Origin of the sequence: Thermoanaerobacter kivui (genome assembly GCF_000763575.1) — a bacterium.
Taxonomy (GTDB): domain Bacteria; phylum Bacillota; class Thermoanaerobacteria; order Thermoanaerobacterales; family Thermoanaerobacteraceae; genus Thermoanaerobacter; species Thermoanaerobacter kivui.
In genome coordinates this window covers 976,344-1,001,498 of sequence record NZ_CP009170.1, presented here as the reverse complement: position 1 = coordinate 1,001,498, position 25,155 = coordinate 976,344, and the positions used below count along the sequence as shown (strand labels likewise).

Here is a 25,155-nt window from a genome sequence, read left to right as displayed (position 1 = left end):
TGTAAATTTCATCAGCTTTTTGTTCGGGGTTGATATCTTTAAATTGCTCAGGGAAAATCACTTTTCCTGCCAATAAGCATCAGCTATAGCATTCTCAATGTTTATGTCGTAACAAACATACCTAACTGTGTATAAACCTGTCCTTGTTTAACTGCTTTTAGAGACTGAGTATCCCATAGAAACCTATTCCGCATACATAGACTTTGGGCTTTTTGTCTTCAGAAATATTTTTCGTTCTATTGTTCAAATCTTGTTCACATCTTTTAAGGTAATCAACCACTTCTTGTACCCTTTTTTCTTTACCTATAATCCTGCCGATAATCCTGACGACGATTTGTAAAGATTTATAAACATCTTCGCTAAATGCACATTTCTCTCCATACTTCAGTGCCACAACAGGGATATGCGTTTGTGCTTGCAGTTTATCTGGATCCATATCTCCATAATGGACATAAAAAATTACATCCGGTTTAAGTTTAGCTATCTCCTCTACATTTAGCTACCACCTTATCTAATCCGTCCAATAAGAAATCAACCGTAGTGCACTCTCATTAACTGATACTATTTTCTTTGCTGGGATAGGGACCTCTATCTGACGTCCTAGCACGTCAGTAATAACAACTTTCTGCGGTGTGGATGCCGATGATTTATGTGATGCTATTTAATTCCACTTACTATCCTGTCCAGCTCCTCTCGAACAGTGCCTAATTTCAAAGCCCCTCCCAAAAGATTTGCCTGGGCTATATCCGCAGAATAAGGCAAAACACCCTTGATAACAACACCCTTTTCAGCCAGCTTTTCTTTTAATATAGGCTCCGTTTTCTCATCGACTTTATTTAATACTACTCCAAAGTCTTTTTTCACTTCTTGAGATAACCTCGCAGCCTTTTCGGCCAGTAAAATTGCTTCATATGAAGGATCCACCACCATCAGAATGGCATCAACTCCTTCTATAACTCCACGTCCAAAATGCTCTATTCCAGCTTCGGTATCAACCAAAACCCATTGTCTTTCTTCAATTGTCAGATAGTTCAAAAAATTCCGCGCTACTGCTCCCATAGGACAGGCACAACCCTCCATGCTGTGCTCGATCTTTCCAATCCGCAACAAAACTATTGGTCCCTTCCTCCTGACACATTCCATTGGCAAACTATCCAAATTCATTTTTTCTGCAAAAAGCTCTACCTTTTCGTTTCCGTCGCTTTTAATCATAGCCCTGAGTTTTTTCCCTACCACAGGTTTACCACCCAAGTAATCCATAAGAGTTTTTTCAGGTGGTTCAACTCCAAACATTGCACTCAATCCCAGATTAGATTCGTCGGCGTCTACCACAAGAACTTTTCCTTCTTCCCCCAGACGTTGTGCCAACAGAGTCACCAATGTGCTTTTCCCGCAGCCACCTCGACCGCTAATAACAATCTTAGGCATCTTTAACCAAACCTCCTTAAATTTTTTTATCAGTCCATTACGTACCTCAGAAATACTGTCAAGCTTAGAAAAATACAGTAAACTGAGGGTAAATTTCCAAATCTACTGACTGGTCAGAAAAACACCCCTGATTCGGCGCCTCATCTACTTACCTGTAAGGACTGTAAATCACTTAGATATTCACTATTTCCAAAAGACCACCTCTTTATCTTAAATTTTAATTTTCGTTATCTACTCTTAAAAAACTACACAGTCTTTCAATCGCTCCACTGTTTCAGCTGATAATAAACTATCCCACATGGCCGCCTTTTCATTAAAATATTATCGATAACAATTTAGCGACATATTGACCATACCTCCAAAAAAATCGTCTTCTGTTTTAGGATTACTCTTTAACTATCATCAAACAAAAAAATATCTATTAATAAGTATATATAATCACGGTATTACTTTTGTAAAAATTATAACACTTATATTAAAAAAATCAATATCAACATATTTTCGTGTTAAATCGAGAAAAAATCTGTCCCAATGATAAAAACACATATTACTTCCTACCTCTTATTTTACTTTATCCACGCTTTTTCCAAACTCGGCTTAAAGAAGGGGTCAAGCGTTAAATCCTGCACTTCTTGTTTGGCAGCATAAATGCATACATCGTGATAAAGAGGGCAAAGAGGCACATCACTTACCACCAACTGTTGCAAGTCGACATAAAGCTCCTTTCTCTTTACTAGGTCTCGCTCGGCAGCAGCCTCTTCCACCAAACGGTCTGCCTTCGGATTGTTGTAGCCCACTCCACGCTGCACGTTCATCTGCCCTCGGGAATGAATCCAGCGGCCGAAGAAGAAATCCGGGTCGCCGGTCATCAACGTGTAAGGCGTTAAGGTAAGGTCGTACTCGCCTTTTTTGAGCGCTTCTTTCCAGGCGCCCATTTCAAGCATTTTGAGTTCGACCTCAAAGCCCAGCGCTTTGAGCTCCGCTTGCAAGATTTCTGCTATGGGCTTGTATGGCCAGCGATTAGCCAGGGACGAGTTTACCACCAGCACCACTTTGTACGGCCCTTCACCTTTTGCCTGCATGACCAGTTCGCGAGCTTTTTGCATATCCGTTGTCCACAGCCCCTTAACCACCCATGTCCTGGCAAGAGAAGTAAAAAGGGTGTCCGCCGGCTCGCCGTAGCCGCTGAGCACTTCTTTGACCAGTTGGTTACGGTCTATGGCCAAGCTCGCCGCTTGACGCAAGCGTACATCGTTAAAAGGTGGCTTTTTGTTGTTAAAGAGCAGATAGTGGGTCGTGGTGACCGGCCGGAATAACAAAACCAAGTTAGGGTCACTTTTAATTACTTGGGCCTGCTCCGGAAGGATACCCCCTACGTCGGCCACGGCCTGAATTTCGCCCGTCTGTAGGGCAGCCAAGCGGGTAGAGGGATCGGGAATCACCTTGAAAGTTACCTTTTCCAGCTTGGGTTTGCCCTGCCAGTAGTCGTCGTTGCGAACCACGATCAAGGCTTCGCCTTTCTTGTACTCGGCGAATTTAAAAGGTCCCGTGCCGTAAGGGTGGACGATTTTACCTTCGGCGTCAAAGCTGTGGGGGCTGAAAATAGGACAGCCATGGTAGGCTACCTTGGCCGGAAAAGCCGGCTCGGGCTGTCTGAAGGTGAACCTTACCTCACGCTCGCCGATAGCTTCCACCTTCTCCAAATTTAAGAAGGTACCGTACTCATCGAGTTTGGGATGTTTTGCTATCCGCTCAACGCTCTCTACTACCGCCCGAGCATCCAATAGGGTGCCATCATGAAATTTAATACCTGGGCGCAGGTAAACAATCCATACTTTTCCGGTATCATCGGAGACAATTTTCTCTGCCAGATGGGGTACAGGCTCCAGGTTTTCATTAAGAACGGTTAGACTTTCCCAAATGCCGGTACTATTATGCGCAAAGCCAGGACTTTGTTCCCCTCCGTAAAAGTCACGCCCGATACCAATCACCAGTTCCTGCATCTTGGTCTGCACCTGCTCCCTCCCATTACAAGCGGAAAGCAAACCAGCCAGGATGACAAGAATTAAACACCAAATTAAAATGGTTTTTCTATGTTTCAACATCCTTATTTTTCCCTCCCATTATTCGGCTTACTTTCAATTATCTATTGTTTTGAGATCAGCAGGTGTTTTAACTCCCTTTCGCTATACCAGTAACCCCTGCTGTTTATCCAACGGTTAAGAAAGCGCTCATCGTTTGGTAATAAAATGGCACCTATGAGATCAACTCCTGCCTCAAACAGCACCTTCGGATAAAAAGAGCAAGTCGGTCCCACCATCATCACCAGTTCTACCAACTCTTTACGACAGCTTCCTTAAATATTACTCTATCTCACCTCTCCAGCTCTCATCCACTCTCCACAGGATCATCCCTAAGCGCACTCTATCCTTTCGCCGGAAAACTCCGTTAGTTGCCCGTTGTTTTATATAATGTAAATGATAAAATCGGAAGGAAACACCTGGATGCCCTCGACCTCATCACTCACCGCGAGAAAACATTTGGGGTAAACTAGGAAGGCAAAAGCAGCATCGCCCAGCACTATCTGTTGAGCTTCTCTTGCTATGGAATTTCTCTTCTGGACATCAAATTCTGTCTTAAGACTGTCGATCAAAGAATCCAGCCCGGGATTGCTGTATTTCCCAAAGTTGGAAGCTGCCCCTGTTTTAAAAACGGTTTCGAGAAGGTATTGCGGATCGCCGTACGGAGCTGTATTCAAGCTGTAAATGGTGGCATCAAAATCTTTTTTCAGGGCTTCCCCAATGTTTTCCACATTGATTATGTTTATCTTAACACCAATCTCCTTCAGTTCTGCCTGGATGGCCTCCAGGAGAACCGGCAGTTCCGGCCGGTTTTTATAACAAAGCACGGAGAACTCCAGCTTCCTGTCGTTCTTCCGGCGGACACCGTCGGGTCCAGGCTTCCACCCTGCGGCATCCAGGAGCTTCTTAGCCTCCTCAGGCTGATAAGCATACCCTTTTAATTCACCGCCTCCAAAAGGTAGCACGTGCGGGAACGGACCGGTGGCGGGAATGGCGCTTTCTTTCATCACTTTGTTGGCCAGGTCTTCCCTGTTAATAGCCATATTAATGGCTTTTCTGACATTGACATCATCAAGTCCCGGTTTCGTCACGTTAAAAATGAGCATGTGGGTACGGAGAGAGGACCCGCTTAAAATTTGATAGGACCCGGCTTTAACGATTGACCCCACGCTTTCTGCTGGGATGTTGTCCGCAACCTGAATTTCACCCGCCTGCAACGCCATTACCCGTGTATTGCTGTCTGGTATGAATTTAAAGACCACCTCATCCAACTTTGGCTTACTTCCCCAATAATTGTCGTTCTTTTCAACCACTACTTCAACATCTTTTGCGTACCCTTTGATTTTAAAAGGCCCGGTTGCCACGGGTTTTTTGGCAAACTCTTCACCCATCGCCCTGGCCGCGGCCACATCCACTATCACCGCGAAAGGATCGGCCAGGGTCGGTATAAACGATGGATTCGGACGATTGTTCTTGACCGTTATTTCATTGCCATTCACCTCTATGGAAGCAATATCAAGCAACTGGGACGCCCTTTTATTCATTGCGACTGTGCGTTCCAGCGAAGCCTTCACCGCCTCACCGGTAACCTTCGTTCCGTTGTGAAAAATAACATTATCCCTGATCTTTATCTGCCAAGTTAAATCGTCTACTTTTTTCCATGTTTCCGCAAGCCATGGTTCAACCTTCATGTCCTTGCCTATTTTTACAAGAGTTTCACCCACACCGAATTTGACTACGTACCAGCCGTTGTACTGGTCGGCAGGGTCGAGGTTGCCGGGGAACTGGGCCAAACCGATAGCCAAGGTTTTATTTTCGGTTTCTCCTTTGTTTCCCGTTTTCTCAGAAACCTTTGCAGTACAGCCCGCTAGGAGCAGCAAAAGTGCACAAAATGCTACCAGTACGATTAAACACTTCTTGAGTCTCAACGTTCATGCCTCCCTTTTGAAATTACTCAAACCATACTGTTTTAACATTTACTTTACTTAAGGCAAGCCTCACCTAAATGACAAGCCACCAGGTGACCCTCCCTCACCTCCTTTAAGGTGGGCTCCTCCCGCCGGCAGATATCACGAAACTCGGGACAGCGGGGGTGAAAGCGGCAACCCGCGGGAGGATTTGCCGGGTCGGGCGGCTCACCCCGTACCACCGCTTTTCGGTCGGTTCTTTGCCGCGGGTCGGGCTCCGGCACGGCGCGCAAAAGCGCCCGGGTGTAAGGGTGACGGGCCTGTGATCCGAGGCCTTCTGCCGGCAGGATTTCCACGATCTTGCCCAGGTACATCACCGCCACCCGGTCGGCCAGGTAATTCACCGCCGCCAGGTCGTGGGAGATGAAGAGGTAGGATAAGCCCAGCCGCTTTTTTAGTTCCCGCAATAGATTCAAGATCTGCGCCCTGATGGAGACGTCCAGGCTGGAAACGGGCTCGTCGCAGACCACCAGTTCCGGTTGCAGGGCCAGGGCCCGGGCGATGTTGATGCGCTGGCGCTGCCCCCCGCTGAATTCGTGCGGGTATTTCCAAGCATCTCCGGGTTCAAGGCCGACAAGGGTTAATAGTTCGGCCACCCGCTCCTGGCGCTCCCTTTTAGCCACGCCGAAATTGGCCAGGGGTTCCTCAATGATTGCCCCCACCGTCCGGCGCGGGTTGAGGGAGGAAGAAGAGTCCTGGAAGATGATCTGGAAGCGGCGGCGCAGCTCCTGCAGCTTTCTCCCCGTCCAGCCGGTGATATCCTCGCCGGCAAAAAGAATTTTTCCAGCCGTGGGTTCTTCCAGCCGCACCACAAGCCGCCCCAGGGTGCTCTTGCCGCAACCGCTTTCTCCCACCAGGCTCAGGGTTTCTCCCCGTGCCAAGGCGAATGTGACGCCGTCCACCGCCCGCACCTTTTCCCGGTGACCCGCAAATATCCCCCTTTTCCCGGCGTAGTGCTTCACCACTTCCCTTACCTCTAAGAGGGTCACCTGCGCCCAGCCCCCCCCTGGGCAACTCCGGGAAATGCGGTGGCAGGCTGCCGCGTGGTCCGGCCCGATCTCCCGCAATTCCGGCTTCTTTCCCCGGCACTCCGTGTGCGCCTCGGGGCAGCGGGGGAAGAAGGCGCAATGGGCTGGGAAATTTAGAAGCGTCGGCGGCTGTCCCCCGATGGGCACCAGTTCTTCCTTGCTAAGGCGCGGCACGGAGCGGAGCAAAGCCCGGGTGTAGGGGTGGGCGGGGTGGTCAAACACTTCTGCTACCGGGCCGCGCTCCACAATCGATCCGGCGTACATCACCGCCACTTCGTCGGCCATGGATGCAACTACCCCCAGGTCGTGGGTGATGAGGACGATGGCCATTCCCAGCTCTTCCTGCAGCCGCTTCAGCTCCGCCAGGATCTGGGCCTGGACGGTAACGTCCAGGGCAGTGGTGGGCTCATCGGCAATCAAAACTTTCGGGCGCATCGAGATCGCCATGGCCATCATCACCCGCTGGCGCATGCCCCCGGAAAGCTGAAAAGGGTATAAGCGCATGAGCCTTTCCGGGTCGGGCAGGCCCAGGCGGAAAAGAAGCTCCACCGCGCGACGCCGCGCTTCAGCCCGGGATACCTCTTCATGAGAGACAATGGTTTCCGTAATCTGCGTACCGATGGTTAAAACCGGGTTCAGGGAGGTCAGCGGGTCCTGGAAAACCAGCGCTATTTCTTTACCCCGCACCTGCCGCAACTGCCCTGGAGGGAGCTTAAGCAGGTTATAGCCGTTTAACCAGACTTCCCCGGAGAGAATTCTTCCCGGCGGCTCAATCAGGCGCAGGATGGACAGGGCCGTGACGCTCTTGCCGCAGCCGCTTTCCCCTACCAGCCCCAGGGTTTTCCCCGCTGCCACCTCAAAACTCACTCCGTCTACGGCCTTAATGATGCCGTGCCGGGTATGAAAGTGAGTGGAAAGATTTTTCACCTTTAAAACAGGAACAAGGGACATCCGGTTCTCCCCCTATTTTTTAAAGCCTGGTCATCCCCCGCGGGTCCAGGGCGTCCCTTAAGCCGTCGCCCAGCAGGTTGAAGGCCAGCACCACCGTCATGATGCAAAGGCCCGGGTAGACCATGAGCTGCGGTGCCACCTGCATGTAAGGGCGGCCGTCGTTGAGCATGGCCCCCCACTCCGGCGTGGGCGGCTGGGCGCCGAGACCCAGGAAGGAAAGCCCGGAGATGGCCAGGATCAGCTTGCCCATGTCCAGCGTGGCCAGGACGATCACCGGGGAGAGCATGTTGGGCAGGATGTGCCGCGTGATGATGCCCATCTCACGCGTGCCGCAGGCCCGGGTCGCCAGAACGAATTCCTTCTCTTTCACCGAAAGAACCATCCCCCGGATGACCCGGGCGTACCCCACCCACCAGACTAAAGATAACGCCAGCATTACGTTTAAAAGCCCCGGCCCCAGCGTCCCGGCGATGACCAGCGCCAGGATCAGGCCCGGAAAGGCCAGCAGCACGTCCACTACCCGCATGATGGCGTTGTCCACCCGCCCCCCGCAGTAGCCCGCCAGGGTGCCCAGGGGAATGCTGATGAGCACGATGGCAGAAAGAGCTAAAGCCGCCGTGGCTAGGGAAACCCTCGTGCCATAGATCAACCGCGACAAGAGGCAGCGCCCCAGGTGGTCGGTGCCCAGGGGGTACTGCGCGCCGGGCGGTGCAAGACGCTGCGCCAGGTTAACTTTCACTGGGTCATTAGGCGCCAGGTAGGGGGCAAAGATGGCCATGGCCACCACAGCCAGGATGATCACCAGCCCCAAAAGAGCCAGTTTATCTTGCCAGAGCCTTGCAATCGCCCCGCTAAACAAAGAACGGCTACCGGTAATAAACTTCGGTCTTAATACCTCACCGACATGAAGGTCGGCCATCCTTATGCCTCCTTCTTTTTTTCCGGGCAAACCCGGAGTTAAGCCTTCTCTTCAATCCAGCCCTCCAGTTCAAGCACCGCGTTCTGGAATTCGGTCAACTCTTCATCTTTGCAGTTCAAATAGCCCCGGCGCATGGCTTCAGCGATACGCCTGGCTACTTCCAGGGCGGCAAAGCGGTTGTTCTCCGCCAACCGGCGGCGCATGTCCTGGTCCAGCAGGAAGCGGTGGAGCGCCTCGCGGAAAACCCACTCACTCACCCGGCCAGTGGTGGCCTTGAGGCCGATCAGATATTCCAACCGCTCGGCTATCTTCTGGGCGCCGTGGTGCTGGTGCTTCAGCATCTCGTCAATCCACCGGGGATTGAAGAGGCGCGTTCTCACCGCGCGGTCAATGGCCAGGCCCACATCGGCCACTTCGGTAATCTCCTCTGTGGTATCCACCACCCACTGTTCGGGAGCTTTTCCTTTCTTTTCCGCCACGCTCCGGGAAAGCCCGCCAAAAAACTCGTAGTAATGGTCGAGGTCGGTAAATTCATATTCCGTGCTGTGCCTTACTTGCGAAACCACATCGATGGTAGAGAGAAGCCTGGTAAAGAGATCATGGTTTTCCTCAACCCTGCCCCGGTGATAGCAATAACACATGGAGCTGTCATAACTTTCTACAAGCTCCTTTTCCTCCCGCCAGATTCCGCTTTCCACCAGCGCCCGCATTGACGTGGCGTACTCCGTAGCATGAGGCCCGAATACCCGTCCCCGGCTGACACCGCCATATTCTGCTGCCATTCCCAAGCTGTGTTTGCGGACAAAATTCATCTCTTCTTGCTCCGCGGCACCGGCCGCCAGTTCCACTGCCTGGTTGATTAGTTCAATCTGGGGGCCGCATATATCGCGGAAGATGCCGCAGATGGTCACCAGAACATCAATGCGGGGCCGACCGAGTTCCTCTAAAGGAATAAGCTCCAGTTCCTTGAACCAGGGGCTTTCCTTCCGCACCAGGCGCACGCCGAGATAAGCCAGTATCTGGGCTATGGTTTCGCCCCCCGTGCTTAAGGTCTCAAATCCCCACAGCACCATCCCCACTGTTTCGGGGTAGCGCCCGTGCGTGTGGTAAAATCTCTCCAGAATGACCTTTACTGCTTCTTCCCCGCGCTTTAGCGCCAGGGGTGTGGGTATGAGCCGCGGGTCGAACTCATACATATTCCGGCCGACAGGGTAAACCTCAGGCGAACGCACCGGATCTCCGGCCAGGTTGGGAAGAAGGTAGCGCCCATCCAGTGCCGAAAGAAGCCCCGCGCTTTCCTGCGAGCGGGCAATGTTTTCCCTTACCCCCGCAAGATACCGGCCTATTTCCGTCGGCAGGGCCGACTCATCCCCCGCCAGCCAGCGCCCGATCGCCTGGTGCACTTCGCGGTCAACAGCAACAAATACCTCCGGGTCCCGAGCGAGACTCTCGTAGGAAAAGCCCATTCTCTCGGCCACCATCCGGTAAAAGGAGGGCACTTCCCGGTCAAAGCGCACCAGGGCGGCCAGGTAATTGACCAAATCTTCTCCCTCAAGCTGCCGGTCCAGAACATGCAAACCTTTGGGGATAAGCCGCCTCTTCATCCGGTAAAGATAGACTTCCAGTTCTGCCAGATCCCCGACAGGCATGGAGAGCGCCTGCGCTTTTTCTTTGATTGCCCCCGCCAGGGTCTCCTTGTCCCGACCCTCGGCTTGCCGGTACTCCGCCAGCAGTTCCTCCAGCTCTAAGTACTCGCCGTAAAGGCCGGCGGCAATCACCGGCGGCGAGGCGTGGGAAACCGTCACCGCGTAGCTTCTCCGCCTGGCAATCGTGGATTCCGAGGGATTTCCTACCCAGTAATAGTAGAGGTGGGGAACGTCGCCAATCAGAATGTCCGGAAAGCAGCGGCGCGACACCGGGGCTTCCTTGCCCCTGGTGAACTCCAGGGTGCCGTGCATACCCCAGTGGATGATGCAGTCCGCCCGAAATTCTTTTTGCAACCACCAGTAAAAACAGAGGTACTGGTGGTGCGGCGGCAACTCTTTATCGTGATAGGCTTTCTCGGGATTTTCGTGAACACCGCGCGACGGCTGCACACCGATGAAAACGTTGCCTGCCACCACGCCGGGGATCATAATCTGGCCTTGTTTGACCATTACGGTTCCCGGCGGTTTTCCCCAGTGCCTTTCGATCTCGGCCCGCAAATCCAGCGGGAGCTCCTCGTACCACCGGCGGTAGAGGTTGACATCCACCGCTATGCCAGGAGGGGTAAGAGGCCACTCAGGCGTGTTCACCACCCCCCGGGATAAGAGAAATTCCCCCAAGTGCCCCGCGGGAACTTCCACCCGGTATCCGGCAGCCGCAAGCCTTTCGAGAAAGATCCGCAGGCTTTCCAGGACATCGAGATAACCGGCGCTGCCCAGGTTAGCTTCTCCCGGGGGATAGTCGTATAGGATGATAGCCAGCCTTTTCTCGACGTTGGGCTTGCGCCGCAAGCAAAGCCACTTGCGGATCCGCCCGGCAAGCCTCTCTATCCCTTCGTGCAGAGCCCTAGCCTCTTTTACTTCCCCACCTAAGAACCCGTCTTCCCCGAGGGACACGAGCCCCCCCACGTAAATCGGCTCTATGTAGCCGTCCAGCTCCGGTAACATAACACCGATGGTGATTTCTAGCGGATTCAGCCGGTTCTCTCTTTGCCACTCCCTTATTTCCGTCGCGTAAGACCGAAATCCTGTCAGCACCGGAACGCCGAGTTCGGACAGCAGCTGGTAGGTTGGTTCGGGCGTCCCGCCGTAAGGCCCACCGTGCAACCGGAAGTACTGCAGGTTAACTACGAGGTCAACCGCCGGATGCCCTTCGTCAAAGAAAAAGGCTCGCATAGCCGCCAGGTTGTACTCCACTTTAGAAAAAACAGGGATGAGGTTCACCTCGCCGCGCAATTCCTCCGCCAACGCTTCTACCACCGGCAGGCAGTCGCCAAGATGCATGCCGCCGTAGAAGAACACCCCTACTGCGGGCTTGTCCGCCTGCCACCCTACGGCGGACTTGAAGGCCCGAAGATCCGAATAGTAGCGGTCCGGAGGCCACCAAATACCGTATTCGGGTCTCTTCTGGGGCGGCCCCACCTTAACCTGGGCTCCGCAGTACTCCCGCAAGAGGAAGAGAAACAAGTTCTTGAGGTTCTCTTTGCCGCCCTCAGCGTAATATTCGCAAGCTACCAGCCAGTTACGCAGGTGTTTGAGCTTGCCCACCGGTAAAACCGAACCCAATCTTTTGGTGAGCTCCATGAACTTCTTGGCCTTAAGGTAGGCCTCGATGTCGAAGCGCCTCCACGCGGGAAGGTCGGCCCCGGAGAAAGATCCCATCCGGGTAAGGGAGAGGATGTCGCGGCTTCCGCCCACCAGAACCACCACCGTGGCGGCGCTCCCAGCCACCAACTCCCGAAGACGGTCGGTGAATTCCGTCTGCCCGCGGATGTCCACGAGGATAACCTGGGAACTTCTTACCGCTTCTTCCACCTCTACCGGATCAATCGTCCCCCGCTCCCAGTCGAAGAAATAGATTTTCTTCACCGAAAGGATTTCTCCATAGTCGGCCCTAATCTCTGCCAGCGCTTCCCTAAGCTCTCGGGTGTTGTCCATGGTGGTGAGAAGAAGAAAATTGACCATGCTTCACCTCCGTTCTCTGGTCAGACGCTTGACTTGTCGCTTAGGCAATGGAACGCTTAAACTGCCAAAAATCAAATTCGCCCCGGCTCCGGCACGTGGTGTCGCCGGGGCGAATCGCCTTCAAAAGCTACTCTCCCCGGCTCACCTTCCACAGCGTGGTCAGGCTGTTAAAACCGTAATGCGACTCCCAGCCCTGAATGTCTTTCTTAAGCACCGTTATCCGGTCGGGGTGGAACAGGAAGGCCGCCGGGCAGTTTTTCATAATTTCCTCCTGCAGCGCCCAGTAGAGTTTCTCGCGCTCCTTCTGATCCGCAGTGAAGAGCTGGGCCATAAAAAGCCGGTCAAATTCAGCGCTTCCCATCACCTTGTATCGTCCCTGGGAGAAGAAGAACATCCCGAGATAGGGGTAAGGATCCTCTTCCCGCTTGCCGTAGGGCGGAATGAGCGCCAGATCGTACTGCCCGGCCTGGAGCATTTGAGTGAAAGCCCCTGACTCGTATGAATTAAGCTCGACCTTAATCCCCACGGCGCCAAGCTGGGCCTGAATCAGTTCGGCCAGAGTCTTGTGGTAGGCACGGTAGCCTTCGTAGGCAAGCTTAAGCGGCGCGTCCCCTTCAAACCCGGCATCTTTAAGAAGCGCTTTGGCCTTTTCCGGGTCGTAAGGATACCCTTCTATACGCGGGTTGGTCCAGGGAATAGAGGTGTCAAATCCTACTGGTCCTTTGGCGGGAACGCCGTAACCCTCCAACAGTTTGGCCACCATTTCCCCACGGTTCAGCGCATAGTTTATGGCCTGCCTCACCCGGATGTCTTTTAGCAGTTCGGCGCGCGGGTTGAAATACAGCGCTACTAAATAAGCCTGGTGGAGAGATATCACCTGGTACTTCCCGGAAGCCGCAAGGCTCTTGGCTGCCGCCGGCTCCACTCCCTGCATGTCCACCCCAATTACATCCACTTCGCCAGACTCCAGGGCCATCACCCGCGCCTGCGGATCGGGAATGCACTTTATCGCAACCTTGCTAAGCTTGGGTTTCCCCCGCCAGTAATCTTCAAAAGGCGTAAAGACCATTTCTTGAGGGTTAAAAGAAGCAACCACCCAGGGACCGGTCCCCACGGGTCTTATAAACTTATCTCCTTGGTAGGAGGCAGGACTGACAATCCTCACGCTGCCGATTTCGGAAAGGAAAGGCCCGTACGGCTTATCGAGATGAACGACAACTGTCCTTTCATCCGCTGCTTCCACTCTGGTTATGGGCACCGGAGGTTTTCGGGCTCCCAAGCCGGAAACTTTATTGGCCAGAGACCTTTCGATGCTAAATTTTACTGCCTCTGCCGTAAGAAAACTGCCGTCATGAAACTTTACCCCCTGCCGCAAGTAAAACGTCCATTTTTTCCCGTCCGACGACACTTCCCACCTTTCCGCCAGCATTGGTTCCGTGCTCTTCAACGTGTCGAACACCAGGGTTTCAAAAAGCATCGGCTGAATGTACCAGGAAGAGGAGGAACCATGCGGGTCGAAAGGGTCAAGGGAGATCACTTCTTTTTCGCCCAGCGCTATGGCAAGCTCCTGCGCCTGCCCTCGTGCCGGTACATTCCTTTGGTTACAACCTGCTAACGTTATCGCCCCCATAAGGAGCAATGCTAGGACCACATAAGAAAGTCCCTTAAACCACAAGCGTTTTTTCTTCACTGCGCTTTCCTCCTTTCCAATTCTCGCCGCACAACGGCTAATTTCTTCTGCCATCCCTCCATCTCCCCAAGTGCGCGAACATCCACCGCCCCGCCCTGAAACTCACCTTTCACCTCCCCCATGCGCTCTTCAACCCAGCCTTCGATTTCCAAGTAAATTTCCTTAAGCCGGGCCAGGAGTTCGGGATCGGCCTGCCAGAGTCCCCGGCTCTCCGCCTCAAGGAGCCTGCGTGCGATCTCCTCCAGCGCCCAGGGATTGTTCTCATGGAAGAACTTCCGGTTTTCCTCATCCAGGACGAACTTTTCGGCAATGCCGTCGAAGACCCAGTTTTCCACCTGGCGGGTGGTGGCCTGCCAGCCGTACATGTGGTTGACCCGGCTGGAAATGTCCCCGGCCCCCTTGTAACCGTGACGCTTCTTGCCCTCGATCCAGGCCGGGTTTAATAGCCGGGTGTGGGCAATGCGGGACAGTTCCTCGCGCAGGGTGCGGATTACCGGGCGCTCGGGGTCGTGCGTGTCGCCGAAGTAGGTTTTTGGCTCTTGGCCGGAGGCGACTTTGGCCGCCACAGTAAAGCCGCCGTGCACCCCGTAGATGTGGCAGCAATCCAAAAGGTCGATTTCGTCCGAGTCAAATTTTTCGAAGGTCACAGTTACCCGGCGGCACCTGTCCACCAGCTCGGCAGGTGCTTTACGGGCGTAAACTCCCTCGCCGTAGGCGTAACTCGTCCAGTGGAAATAAACCTCCGCCAGGTCCCGCTCTTCTTTCCAGGCAGATGCCGCCACCGCCAGCTCCACACCCGTGCCGTAGGTCCCCGGAGCGGAGGAAAACACGCGTAAGGTGGCCAGCCTTCGGGCTTCTTCCTTCCCGTGCTCTGCCAGGAGCTCGGCCTCCCTTTCCAGCACGTGCTTGCGCACAAAATTTTGTTCCGGCGGCTCCTCCAGCTCCGCCACCATCTTCACCGCCTGGTCAACGAGTTCAAAGGCCCGCGGCATCCCGTCCCGTAGAATGGAAGAGAGGTTCACTGTACAGTCAATGCGTGGCCGGCCAAGCTTTTCCAACGGGATGGGCCTAACGTTTACCACCCGCCCGGCCACCCAGACCGGCTCCACACTAAGGGTGTAGAGGATCTGGGCAATGAGCTCGCCATCAGCCCGGAAGGGATCCATCGCCCGCAAGGTAAAGCCGATGGTTTCCGGGTAAGAACCGTCCTCGCTTTTCGAGCGAGCAATGAGTTCCTCCGCTAACCGCTTACCCACCTCCCAGGCAGCAGCGGTGGGAATGCGCCAGGGGTCGATGGAGTACATGTTGCGCCCTGTGGGCAGAACTTCTACCTTGCCTCGGGCCAGCGCCCCCGAAGCGCCGGGAGGGATGAACTTGCCGGCAAAACCCCGCAGGAGGTTTTCTACCTCATCAGTCGTGCGCCTCACCAGGGGTATGATGCGCAGGGCTTTGGCCAGCACTTTGGCCAGCGAGTCTTTACCGCCATTAAGGGTAAGGCCCCGGCGCCGGGCAAAGCGGGAAATGTGCTCCTGCGCCCTGGCCAGAGGCTCGCCCACCGCATCCACCGGCAAGTCCAGGAGGTCAGCCAGGATCTCCTTCCCCAGCACATCCAGCTCCTCAAGAAGCTTGCCGTTGCTCACCCCGGCTGCAGGGTGAAATGCCTGCGGTTCCTTAAACAGGGCATCGTAATCAAGCTTTAAGCACTCTGCCAGAGCACGCCGCAAAGAGGAACAGTCGGGCTGATCGAGCCGCAGGATTGCATTTAGAAGTTCCGCTAGCGCCTCACCCTCCGGCGCCTCGCCAAGTACATGCAGGCCGTCGCGGAACTGGCTCTCCCGCAATACGGTGAGCTTTTCGTGCAAAACCGCCGGGTCGGGGTCTTGTTCCCCACTCAAAAGGTTGGCGGCCCGCGCTTTTTCGGCAATCTGCGCCCGGATTACCTCGGCACGCCCTTTCTCATTAAGGCTTATCGCCTTCTGGTAGTCCTCTAGAAGTTCCTCTAGCTCTGCGAGTTCCCCACTTAACTGCATGCTGGCCAGAACCGGCGGGAGGTGGTCCACGATGACCGCAGCCGAGCGCCGCTTGGCCACTACCGCCTCCATGGGGTTGACCAGGTTGTAAATGTAAAGGTGCGGTACCTTGCCTAGAGAAATGCGGGGGAAACAGGATTCAGATAGAGCTGTAGTCTTGCCGGGCAGAAGCTCCAGCACCCCGTGGGTCCCCACGTGCACCACCACGTCGGCGCCGAACTCCTCCTCGAGCCACCTGTGCCAGGCTATCCACTGGTGGGGCGGCGGTACGTCCGGGTCGTGGAGGATCTTGCACACTTCGCCATCACACCGGGCGCCGGCGCAACCCCGCTTTGGCTGGACACCAATAAACACATTGCCGGTAACGATTCCGGGGATGACCACGTGACCGTTATAAAGCCCCAGGGAGAGCTTTTGCACGCCAGAAAGTTCTCCGGCTTCCCTCGGGTCTCCCCAGGCTGCTGCCACCTTCGCCTTAGCCTGCGGCGGGAGTTCTTCAAACCACTGAAGGTACTTTTCCAGGGGCACCATGGCCGCCGCCCCGCCCTTTGTTATTACCTCGTCAAGCGTGGTCCAGCGGAAGTCGGGAAGCGCTTTTCGCCCCAAAATTGCTTCTGCCAGCGCTCGCCCGTTTTCCGGCACCCAGTCCACCTGGTAGCCCTCTTCCTTCATGCGCCTTAAAATGCGGGCCACGCTCTCCAGGGAGTCAAGCCCGAAAGCCGTCCCCACCGTAGCCTCCGCGCTCTTGCAGGGAGAATTTAAAAGGACAAAGGCCACTTTCTTTGCGGCATTGGGCTTATGCCGGAGCTCTATCCAACGGAAGAGCCGGTCAACCAAGTAGCGCACTTCCGAAAGAAGGGGCCGGCCGCGAGCAAAATCCCCCTCGTTCTCCGCCGCGCTGACCAAAAGGGGCTCGATGAGCCCGTCGAATTCCGGCAAGGTGATGCTGATGATCACCTGCGGCAGATTTAGACCCTGCGGGTCTTCCCGCCACTGGGCTTCCGTCTGCCGCGCAGCGTGGATCATCTTTAAGATGGGCACGTTGAGTTCTACGAGCACATCATCAGCCGGCTCCCGGTTTAGGGCGACTACCTCCCGCCGCGTCTTCAAGAAAAAGGCGCTGTAGGCCACTAGTGCTTCGATGGCCGGCTTTCCATCCCGGAAGAAAAACTGCCGGATTACGTCATCGTTCTTTACCTGGCCAAACCAGCCGTCGCTAAAGACGGGGATTACTCCGGCGCCGCGCCGCTCAATTTCTTCGATAATAGCCTCGTACCCCGCCAGGTTTTCCTCCACCCAGAAAACGCGGGGGAAAAGCAGGCCCACCAGCGGCTGTCGTTCCCCGTACCAGGCCAGGTAATCATCCAGGCGGGTAAAATATCCTTTTGCCCGCGGGTGATAAATCCCCGCCCAGGGAAGTTCCTGCGGAGCGGGCGCCGTCCCGGCCGGCAACTTCCCGGCCAGCTCGCCCAGCCACAAGAGGAAGGCTTTCAGGTTCTCCTTGCCGCCGAAAAGGTGGTAATGGATAGCGCGCTGGGCCGCTTCCGGGGACACGTTGCCCGTCCCCGCCACCTCGACGGTCACCGGCACCAGCGGTTTTTGCAGTTCCTCTTTTAGCCTGCCGAAAAACTCTCCTAACGCTTTAAACTCCGGCGGAAAGCTGAAAAAGACCGCGTCCGCCTCCTCCCGCGCAAACTCAAGCCAGCCCGGGGGCGGCAGAGGCATACCCGCTGCCGGCGGCTGGCTGTACCTGAGGTCCACCGCCAATTCCCCGCTTGCAAGCTCGGCCAGAGCCTCCTGGTAAACCCGCCCTACCGTACTCGGGCCGTAAATCACGCGAAAACCAGCAATTTTGAGCACAAAAAGCACCTCCTTAGTTGGTTATTGAAATAACCCGCAGGTAGGAATAGCTTCCGGGCATGCCGCCTTCCATGGCAAAATCTTTAACTGCTTCCCTGGCCACCGTAACGGCATCCTGATTGTAAAGGAAGATGCCCGGCGCCTGCTCTTTTAGTAGCTCCTGGAGCTTAAAGAAGATTTCCCGTCGCACCTCGGGCTCAACCGCAGCATAGAGCCTGCTAACCAGTTCTTGCACAACCTGGTTTTTTAGCACGCAGTATTCCGGACGTTGGGTGCCAAAATAATAGCTGAACCAAGGTGTCGGATCGTTGGTGGCACAGATCCCGCCCAGTTCAACGAGGTCGTAATTGCGCTGCTTTAAAGCCTCAAAACGAGCCGCAGACTCCAGCACCCGCACTTCCACGGCAATACCAACTTTCTTCAAGTCTGCCTGTACGGCCTCGGCAATGGCTCTGCCTTCTTCATAAAGCGTGGAGGCAATAAGCGTTACTTGGAATTTCTTTCCGTTCTTTTCTAAAATGCCATCCCCGTCGACATCCTTCCACCCGGCCTGCAAAAGTAACTCCCTTGCTCTGGTAGGATCGTAGCTGTACCACTTCAGGTCCGGCTTTCTAATGTAATCGTGCGCCGGCGAGGAAAGGGGGCCCTTTAATGCAGGCGTAGCTACCTCCCTGCCAACCACCGAACTTACGATGCGTTCTACATCCACCGCGTAGCAAACGGCCTGGCGCACCCTCACGTCATCGAAGGGTTCCCGGTAGGTATTGAAGGCAATCCAGTTCATGCAGGGACTTGGTTTTTTGTAAATGGAGAACTTACCTGTCCTTTCCATTTCACGTATGGCCGCCACGGGGAGATAATCAGCAATATCAATCTCCCCGCTCTGCAAGGCCATGGCCCTCGTTTGGTGATCGGGAATGACTTTAAAAATCACCGTGTTTACCTTTGGCTTTGGCCCCCAGTAGTTCTCATTGCGGGCAAAAATCAGCTCCTGGTCCTTTTTCCATTCCTTAAAAACGAAGGGACCTGTTCCAACCGGAGCCTTAAATTTCCCCTCGGGATCAAAGGAAGTGGGTGAAAAAATTTCTGCTGTAGTCAAATCATAGGGCAGCACCGCATAAGGGCGTTTGAAAACCAGCTTAACCGTATAATCATCCGGCGTTTCTATCCTTTCTAACGGCCAAAAGAGTCGCTTTGCCTTTAAAAGATACTCCAGGGAAAACTTTACCGCCGCCGCGTTGAAAGGTGTACCGTCGGAAAAGCGCACACCCTCTTTAAGTTTCACCGTCCAGACTCTTCCCTGATCTTCGGCGGTCCAGCTCTCCGCCAGCCGGCCTTTAAGATTAAAGCTTTCATCCATATACAGGAGCGGCTCATAGATTAAGTAACGCTGCGGATCGGGACCACCCTGCCCAAAGACAGCCGGATCGAGAGAAGCAATGTCCTTGCGGATACCCACCTTCACTGTAGTACCATTGTCACCAGCCTTGGGCTGCTCTTTTTTAGCCCCACCGCAGCCCAAAAGGGCAAGGCTCATTAAAATGAGCAACAAACCAAGCGAAAGAAAACACCAAATCCGACCAAGGTAACTTTTTTTAACCATTTATCCCTTCCCCCTTCCATGCGATAATCATAGTAGATGCCGCATCGCCAATAGGAATCAGCTTTTCAACGGCCAATCCCACCTCTGTCAGCATTTCCGCCATTTCCCGGCAGGTACAGACGTGCGCAGTTGGATTGCTAAGGGCCAGCATCAGGGCAAAAAGCGCGGCTCGCTCCGGTTGGGTGCGGGTATCATCTAGGAACCAGTGTTTGGTGAAGAGGTAGCCGCCGGGTCTGAGCGAACGATAAACCCTGCCGAGCACTTCTTTCGTCTTCGCAGGGGGGCCGTAGAAAACGTCAAAGGCTAAAATGAGGTCCTGATCTTTAGGCAGCTCGTCCACGTAAAAGTCCCCGGCATAAAAAGCTACCATCGCCCCGTACTGCCGGGCATACTCTTGCGTTACCTCTTCCGCGTGCGGGAGATCGAAGATTGTAGCTTCCAGCTCTGGTCGCAGCCTTTTTAAGGCAATAGCATAAAGCCCATGGCCGCCGCCAAGATCAAGCAACTTTTTTGCCTTCCCAAAACCGGGATGCTTGGCCACCAGCTCCAACGTAGCCTCAAAACCCTTGTGGCTCAACGTGGCCTGGGCCATGGCCCGGATAAAGGAAGGATTAAACACTTCGCCAGTACTGCCAGGTTGCCTTATTGTCTCTCCCTTCAGCCAATCCCCAATTCGTTCCCATTGCCGGCGCCGCTCCGGCGCAAGCTGCAGTCTAAGGAGATCGCCCTGGTAAAACTTGCTGTGTAAACACAAAAAGGTATTGGTCATAACGGTGTTAGTGTAAGTGTCGCCGTTTTTCTCCAAAAGCCCAACAGACACTAACGCATCCAGTACGAGAGCTAACCGCTCCGGACGGGCCCCCATTTGCTCGGCCAATTGCGCAACACTTCGACCGGCCGCAAGATTTTCAAAAATCCCTAACCTAAACGCCTGTTCCAGGAGCAGAGATTTCTGGTAGCATCTGGCCATCTCTGCCAGTACTTCTCCTGAGACAGGTGGTTTAAAGTCAGTTAAGCCAGCAATGTCCATTTTAGAAACCCTCCTTTTTAAAAAGCCCCCTGCGGATAAATTCCTAACTCGCTGTCCCTTTGGCTATAACCATCGGCTCCAACGCCCACAACTAATTCCTTTTTGCTTGCCTGTCCTTCTCTTTGTTGACTACCACAACCCGCCAATCCAGCAAATAATATTATGATGACCAAGAAAGACAATATTTGCCTTAAATATTTCACGTTTCTACACCCCTTTCTCCGGTTATCGCCCTTTGTACCTCCGGATAGTTACGAAAGGTACTCTAGCTCAAATGGCACCTCACCCAATGCCCATCCCCCACCTCCTTCAAGACGGGCTCCTCCTGCCGGCAAGCTTCGCGGGCTTCAGGGCAGCGGGGATGAAAGCGGCAGCCTGCAGGAGGATTGGCTGGGTCGGGCGGCTCGCCCCGCACCACTGGTTTCTGGCTGATCTTCTGCCGCGGGTCGGGTTCCGGTACCGCCTGCAGGAGCGCCCGGGTGTAGGGGTGGCGGGCCTGTGAGACAAGGCCTTCTGCCGGCAGGATCTCCACGATCTTGCCCAGGTACATTACCGCCACCCGGTCGGCCAGGTAGTTCACTGCCGCCAGGTCGTGGGAGATGAAGAGGTAGGATAAGCCCAGCCGCTTTTTTAGCTCCCGCAAAAGGTTTAATACTTGCGCCCGGATGGAAACGTCCAGGCTGGAAACGGGCTCGTCGCAGACCACCAGTTCCGGCTGCAAGGCCAGGGCCCGAGCAATATTGATGCGCTGGCGCTGACCCCCGCTGAATTCGTGCGGGTATTTCGACGCATCCCTAGGTTCCAGGCCGACAAGCGTTAATAGTTCGGCCACCCGCTCCCGCCGCTCCTCTTTTGCCACGCCGAAGTTGGCCAGAGGTTCCTCTATGGTCGCTCCCACCGTACGGCGCGGGTTGAGGGAGGAAGAAGAGTCCTGGAAGATGATTTGGAAGCGGCGGCGCATCTCCCGCAGCTTTCTCCCCTTCCAGCCGGTGATATCCTCGCCGGCAAAAAGAATTTTTCCAGCCGTGGGTTCTTCCAGCCGCACCACAAGCCGCCCCAGGGTGCTCTTGCCGCAGCCGCTTTCCCCCACGAGACCCAAGGTTTCTCCCCGGGCGATGGAAAAAGAAACCCCATCAACAGCGCGTACCTTTTCCCGGCGGACTGCCAGAATCCCTCCTTTTCCCGGGTAGTGCTTAATCAGATCCCTTACCTCCAGGAGGCTCACCCGCATCCCTCCCCCTCAGCTGGCATGGTTAAACAAACGGTGGCAAGCCGCTGCATGGCCCGGCCCGATCTCTCGCAGTTTCGGCTTCTCCCCCCAGCACGCCGCGCCCGCCTGCGGGCAGCGGGGGAGAAAGGGGCAATGGGCCGGGAGATTTAGAAGCGACGGCGGCTGCCCCTCAACAGGCACCAGTTCATCTCTATCCAGGCGCGGCACGGAGCGGAGCAAAGCCCGGGTGTAGGGGTGGGCGGGACGGTCAAACACTTCTGCCACCGGGCCGCGCTCCACGATCGATCCGGCGTACATCACCGCCACTTCGTCGGCCACGGCCGCCACCACCCCCAGGTCGTGGGTGATGAGGACGACGGCCATCCCCAGCTCTTCCTGCAGCCGCTTCAGCTCCGCCAGAATCTGGGCCTGGACGGTAACGTCCAGGGCGGTGGTGGGCTCATCGGCAATCAAAACCTTCGGGCGCATCGAGAGCGCCATGGCCATCATCACCCGCTGGCGCATGCCCCCGGAAAGCTGAAAAGGGTACAGGCGCATGAGCCTTTCCGGGTCGGGCAGGCCCAGGCGCAAAAGAAGCTCCACCGCCCGCCGCCGCGCTTCAGCCCAGGATATCTCTTCATGAGAGACAATGGTTTCCGCAAGCTGCGTACCGATGGTTAAAACCGGGTTCAGGGAAGTCAGCGGATCCTGGAAAACAAGCGATATTTCCTTGCCCCGCACCCGCCGTAGCTCCAGAAGAGGGAGTTCGAGCAGGTTGCGTCCGTCAAGCCAAACCTCTCCGGAGACAATCTTTCCCGGCGGCTCGATCAAGCGTAGAAGCGAGAGAGCAGTGACGCTCTTGCCGCAGCCACTCTCCCCCACCAAACACAAGGTTCTCCCGGCCGCCACCGTGAAGCTTATCCCGTTAACTGACCGGACGGTTCCTCGCTGTGTATAAAAGTATGTAGAAAGGTTCTTTACTTTCAGAACGGAAATCGTTGACATATTTTGCTATACCTCCTTAACGCCAGTAGTGATGCGCGAGTCAAGAACGTCCCTGAGCCCATCGCCCAGCAGGTTGAAGGCCAGCACCACCGTCATAATACAAAGACCCGGGTAAATCATGAGTTGCGGCGCCACCTGCATGTAAGGTCGGCCATCGTTCAGCATGGCCCCCCATTCCGGCGTGGGCGGTTGGGCACCAAGACCCAGAAAGGAAAGCCCGGAAATGGCCAGGATGAGCTTGCCCATATCCAGTGTAGTTAGGACGATCACAGGAGAAATAATGTTGGGTAGGATGTGCCGGATGATAATGCCACATTCTGAGGTGCCGCAGGCCCGAGCCGCTAAGATAAACTCCTTTTCTTTTACCGAAAGGACCATCCCCCGGACTACCCGCGCGTACCCTACCCACCAGACCAAAGCTAACGCTAGCATCACGTTTAAAAGCCCCGGCCCCAGCATCCCAGCAATAACCAGTGCCAGGATAAGTCCCGGAAAGGCCAGCATTATATCAACTAGCCGCATGAAAAGGTTGTCCACCCAGCCGCCGCAATAACCCGCCAGTATACCCACAGGAAGACCAATGAGCAGGATAGCCGAAAGGGCTAGAACCGCCGTACTCAGGGAAACCCGCGCACCGTAAATCAGCCGGGACAAAAGACAACGCCCCAGATGGTCGGTACCCAAGGGGTACTGGGCACTGGGTGGAGCCAAACGGTGCTGTAGATCTACCTTAACAGGATCATTGGGAGCAATATAGGGCGCAAAGATCGCTACAGCCACCACAACCAGGATGATAACAAGTCCCAAAAGAGCCAGCCTGTCCTGCAGGAGTCTTTCCAATACGGCGGCCGAGCCACCGCGCGAGACCGTCCTCGCGTGGCCCGCTGACTCCGCAGTAGCGGGATAACCGGCAACCTCAACACCGGAATTTTTGGAGATACTCATCGGGCTATATCCCCCTTTCTAAGCGGATGCGCGGGTCGAGGAAAACATAGGATAGGTCCACCAGCAAGTTTATCAGCACGAACACCACGGCCATGAAAAGGGCGTACCCCTGGATCACCGGGTAGTCCCGGTTGAAGATGGAATCAACAGCAAACTTCCCCACGCCCGGCCAAGCAAAGATGGTTTCCACAATTACCGCTCCCCCCAAAAGGTGCCCGAAGCTCATGCCCAGTAACGTCACTGCGGGCAAAAGGGCATTCTTCAAGGCGTGGCGCCCGATTACCCACTTTTCCTTTAACCCTTTAGCCCGGGCCACCCTGATGTAATCTTGTCCTAGTACCTCCAGCATGCTGGCACGTAAGATTCGAGCGTAGACGGCAGCCAGGCCAAACCCTAAGGTTACCGCCGGTAGCACCAGGTGCTCCGGCCCGCCCCGGCCCATTACCGGTAATAGTCCAAGTTTCACCGCGAATAAGTAGATGAGTAGGAGCCCCAACCAGAAGCCGGGAAGCGAAGTGCCCAGAAGAGCCCCGAGGCGGCTTAAGTGGTCGATGAAAGTATGTCGGTAAAGGGCAGAGAGGATCCCCGCCAGCGGAGCAAGACATACCATGAAGACCATGGCCGCGCAGGTGAGTTCCAAGGTAGCCGGAAAGCGGGAGAAAATCTCCTCGGCCACCGGCTGTCCGGTGCGAAAAGACTTCCCTAAATCTCCGTGCAGCACCCGCCATAGCCAGCGCCCATACTGGACGTAAAGTGGGTCGTTTAAGCCGAGTTCTTCCCGCAGGGCCTCTATTGCTTCTTTAGTCGGCTCTACTCCACCGGAGCGCAAGATGAGCTCCGCCGGGTCACCGGGCACAAGATTAATTAATCCGAAAGTAATTATGGATACTCCAAACATCACTGGAATTAAATAAAGTAAACGCTTTATCAAATACCGCCACATTATAATAGCATATCCCCCTATTTAAACTTTCATGATGCAAGAAGCATCACCATCAGAGAATGAAAATATCTCTTAAATCGTGTATAATCTTCTTAGCAGCTGGTAAAGGCAGATTTTTTAGGTGCACCACAGATTGTTGCTCCGATATGTAAGCACGCGGGATAGAATAATAGATATAAATAAACTCCATTCCATGCTCTTTAAGCATCACTGATAACGGCTTTGCATTCTCATAATCCATGTCTCCATCTTTATTAAAAAAACGGTCATCTGCTTCAAGGCGTAAATCCTATGAAAAACAAATCTTTCATCCACAACTTGGAAGTCTTTTTTCATAATCTTGACCTGAAGTTACTCTTAGCGTCTCCTGTAGACCAGTAATCTGGTGACTGTTCGAAAAAGAGTGAGACCTTTGCAGTAGCCAGCAGACCAGGGGTGTACCCCCGGATGCCCTGTCAAGCTTTTATCGCATCCGCAAGGTTGTTATGTATCATACCCGCAAGGTACGCCCCTAATCCTGGCCAATTTAAGGAGGGAGAATTTTTATTATTGTGTTACATTCATAAAAATAATAACACAATAATAACCTTGAGTCAAGTACAAATTTATTAAACCTGATAACTTTCAAAAAAGTTGCAGTAAAGGAAATCTTAAAGGGTGACCCAATAAAAAAAGATTCTAGAGTTCTAACACCCTAGAATCCTTTTTCTTCTTTTCTGGTGGAGCTGATGGGACTTGAACCCACGACTTCCACAATGCCATTGTGGCGCTCTCCCAACTGAGCTACAGCCCCATAT

17 protein-coding genes, 1 tRNA gene and 1 pseudogene are annotated in these 25,155 nt (G+C 54.4%); all 19 read right to left on the bottom strand.

All coding sequences use genetic code 11. The annotated features are described in order from the left end of the window. Positions 1–157: 157 nt before the first annotated feature. The gene (locus TKV_RS04995; protein ID WP_407702018.1) at positions 158–460 is read right to left on the bottom strand and encodes a TroA family protein; all 303 of its coding nucleotides are present in this window, start codon (positions 458–460) and stop codon (positions 158–160) included. Positions 461–657: 197 nt separating this feature from the next. Next, a complete protein-coding gene (locus TKV_RS04990) occupies positions 658–1,428 on the bottom strand; it encodes an ATP-binding protein (RefSeq protein ID WP_049685004.1) in 771 nt (256 codons plus the stop codon). A gap of 566 nt (positions 1,429–1,994) precedes the next feature. After that, the gene (locus TKV_RS04985; protein ID WP_049685003.1) at positions 1,995–3,533 is read right to left on the bottom strand and encodes an ABC transporter substrate-binding protein; all 1,539 of its coding nucleotides are present in this window, start codon (positions 3,531–3,533) and stop codon (positions 1,995–1,997) included. Between the two features lie 41 nt (positions 3,534–3,574). Then, entirely contained in the window at positions 3,575–3,748 is a 174-nt protein-coding gene (locus TKV_RS14135) for a Rossmann-like domain-containing protein (RefSeq protein WP_407702017.1), read from the bottom strand. A 144-nt stretch (positions 3,749–3,892) separates the two neighbouring features. Next, a complete protein-coding gene (locus tag TKV_RS04980; protein WP_049685002.1) occupies positions 3,893–5,437 on the bottom strand; it encodes an ABC transporter substrate-binding protein in 1,545 nt (514 codons plus the stop codon). 53 nt (positions 5,438–5,490) lie between these two features. After that, positions 5,491–6,465, bottom strand: a complete 975-nt coding sequence (locus tag TKV_RS14255; RefSeq protein WP_201769492.1) for an ABC transporter ATP-binding protein — start codon at positions 6,463–6,465, stop codon at positions 5,491–5,493. 42 nt (positions 6,466–6,507) lie between these two features. Next, positions 6,508–7,455, bottom strand: a pseudogene (locus tag TKV_RS14250) (ABC transporter ATP-binding protein); the annotation flags it as partial. A 19-nt stretch (positions 7,456–7,474) separates the two neighbouring features. Further along, entirely contained in the window at positions 7,475–8,374 is a 900-nt protein-coding gene (nikC, locus tag TKV_RS04970; RefSeq protein ID WP_173402327.1) for a nickel ABC transporter permease subunit NikC, read from the bottom strand. A gap of 38 nt (positions 8,375–8,412) precedes the next feature. Further along, positions 8,413–12,042 (bottom strand): cobaltochelatase subunit CobN, encoded by a 3,630-nt coding sequence (locus tag TKV_RS04965; protein WP_049685000.1) that lies wholly within the window; start codon positions 12,040–12,042, stop codon positions 8,413–8,415. A 127-nt stretch (positions 12,043–12,169) separates the two neighbouring features. Further along, positions 12,170–13,786, bottom strand: a complete 1,617-nt coding sequence (locus tag TKV_RS04960; protein WP_084574187.1) for an ABC transporter substrate-binding protein — start codon at positions 13,784–13,786, stop codon at positions 12,170–12,172. Beyond that, positions 13,729–17,622, bottom strand: a complete 3,894-nt coding sequence (cobN, locus tag TKV_RS04955; RefSeq protein ID WP_049684998.1) for a cobaltochelatase subunit CobN — start codon at positions 17,620–17,622, stop codon at positions 13,729–13,731. The genes TKV_RS04960 and cobN overlap by 58 nt, the downstream gene beginning before the upstream one ends. 13 nt (positions 17,623–17,635) lie before the next feature. Next, positions 17,636–19,225, bottom strand: a complete 1,590-nt coding sequence (locus TKV_RS04950; protein ID WP_049684997.1) for an ABC transporter substrate-binding protein — start codon at positions 19,223–19,225, stop codon at positions 17,636–17,638. Continuing rightward, positions 19,218–20,255, bottom strand: coding sequence for a methyltransferase (locus TKV_RS04945; RefSeq protein WP_049684996.1), 1,038 nt, complete (start codon positions 20,253–20,255; stop codon positions 19,218–19,220). The genes TKV_RS04950 and TKV_RS04945 overlap by 8 nt, the downstream gene beginning before the upstream one ends. A gap of 17 nt (positions 20,256–20,272) precedes the next feature. Continuing rightward, a complete protein-coding gene (locus TKV_RS04940) occupies positions 20,273–20,458 on the bottom strand; it encodes a hypothetical protein (RefSeq protein ID WP_049684995.1) in 186 nt (61 codons plus the stop codon). 62 nt (positions 20,459–20,520) lie between these two features. Continuing rightward, complete coding sequence (locus TKV_RS04935) at positions 20,521–21,486, bottom strand: ABC transporter ATP-binding protein (protein WP_049684994.1); 966 nt, start codon at positions 21,484–21,486, stop codon at positions 20,521–20,523. A 9-nt stretch (positions 21,487–21,495) separates the two neighbouring features. Then, positions 21,496–22,470 (bottom strand): ABC transporter ATP-binding protein, encoded by a 975-nt coding sequence (locus TKV_RS04930; RefSeq protein ID WP_049684993.1) that lies wholly within the window; start codon positions 22,468–22,470, stop codon positions 21,496–21,498. A gap of 6 nt (positions 22,471–22,476) precedes the next feature. Beyond that, entirely contained in the window at positions 22,477–23,415 is a 939-nt protein-coding gene (gene nikC / locus TKV_RS04925) for a nickel ABC transporter permease subunit NikC (protein WP_049684992.1), read from the bottom strand. Between the two features lie 4 nt (positions 23,416–23,419). Then, positions 23,420–24,358 carry a nickel ABC transporter permease gene (gene nikB / locus TKV_RS04920; protein ID WP_049684991.1) on the bottom strand — a complete coding sequence of 313 codons (939 nt, stop codon included), beginning with the start codon at positions 24,356–24,358 and terminating at the stop codon, positions 23,420–23,422. Positions 24,359–25,075: 717 nt separating this feature from the next. Further along, a tRNA-Ala gene (locus TKV_RS04910) sits at positions 25,076–25,151 on the bottom strand. Between the last annotated feature and the right edge of the window lie 4 nt (positions 25,152–25,155).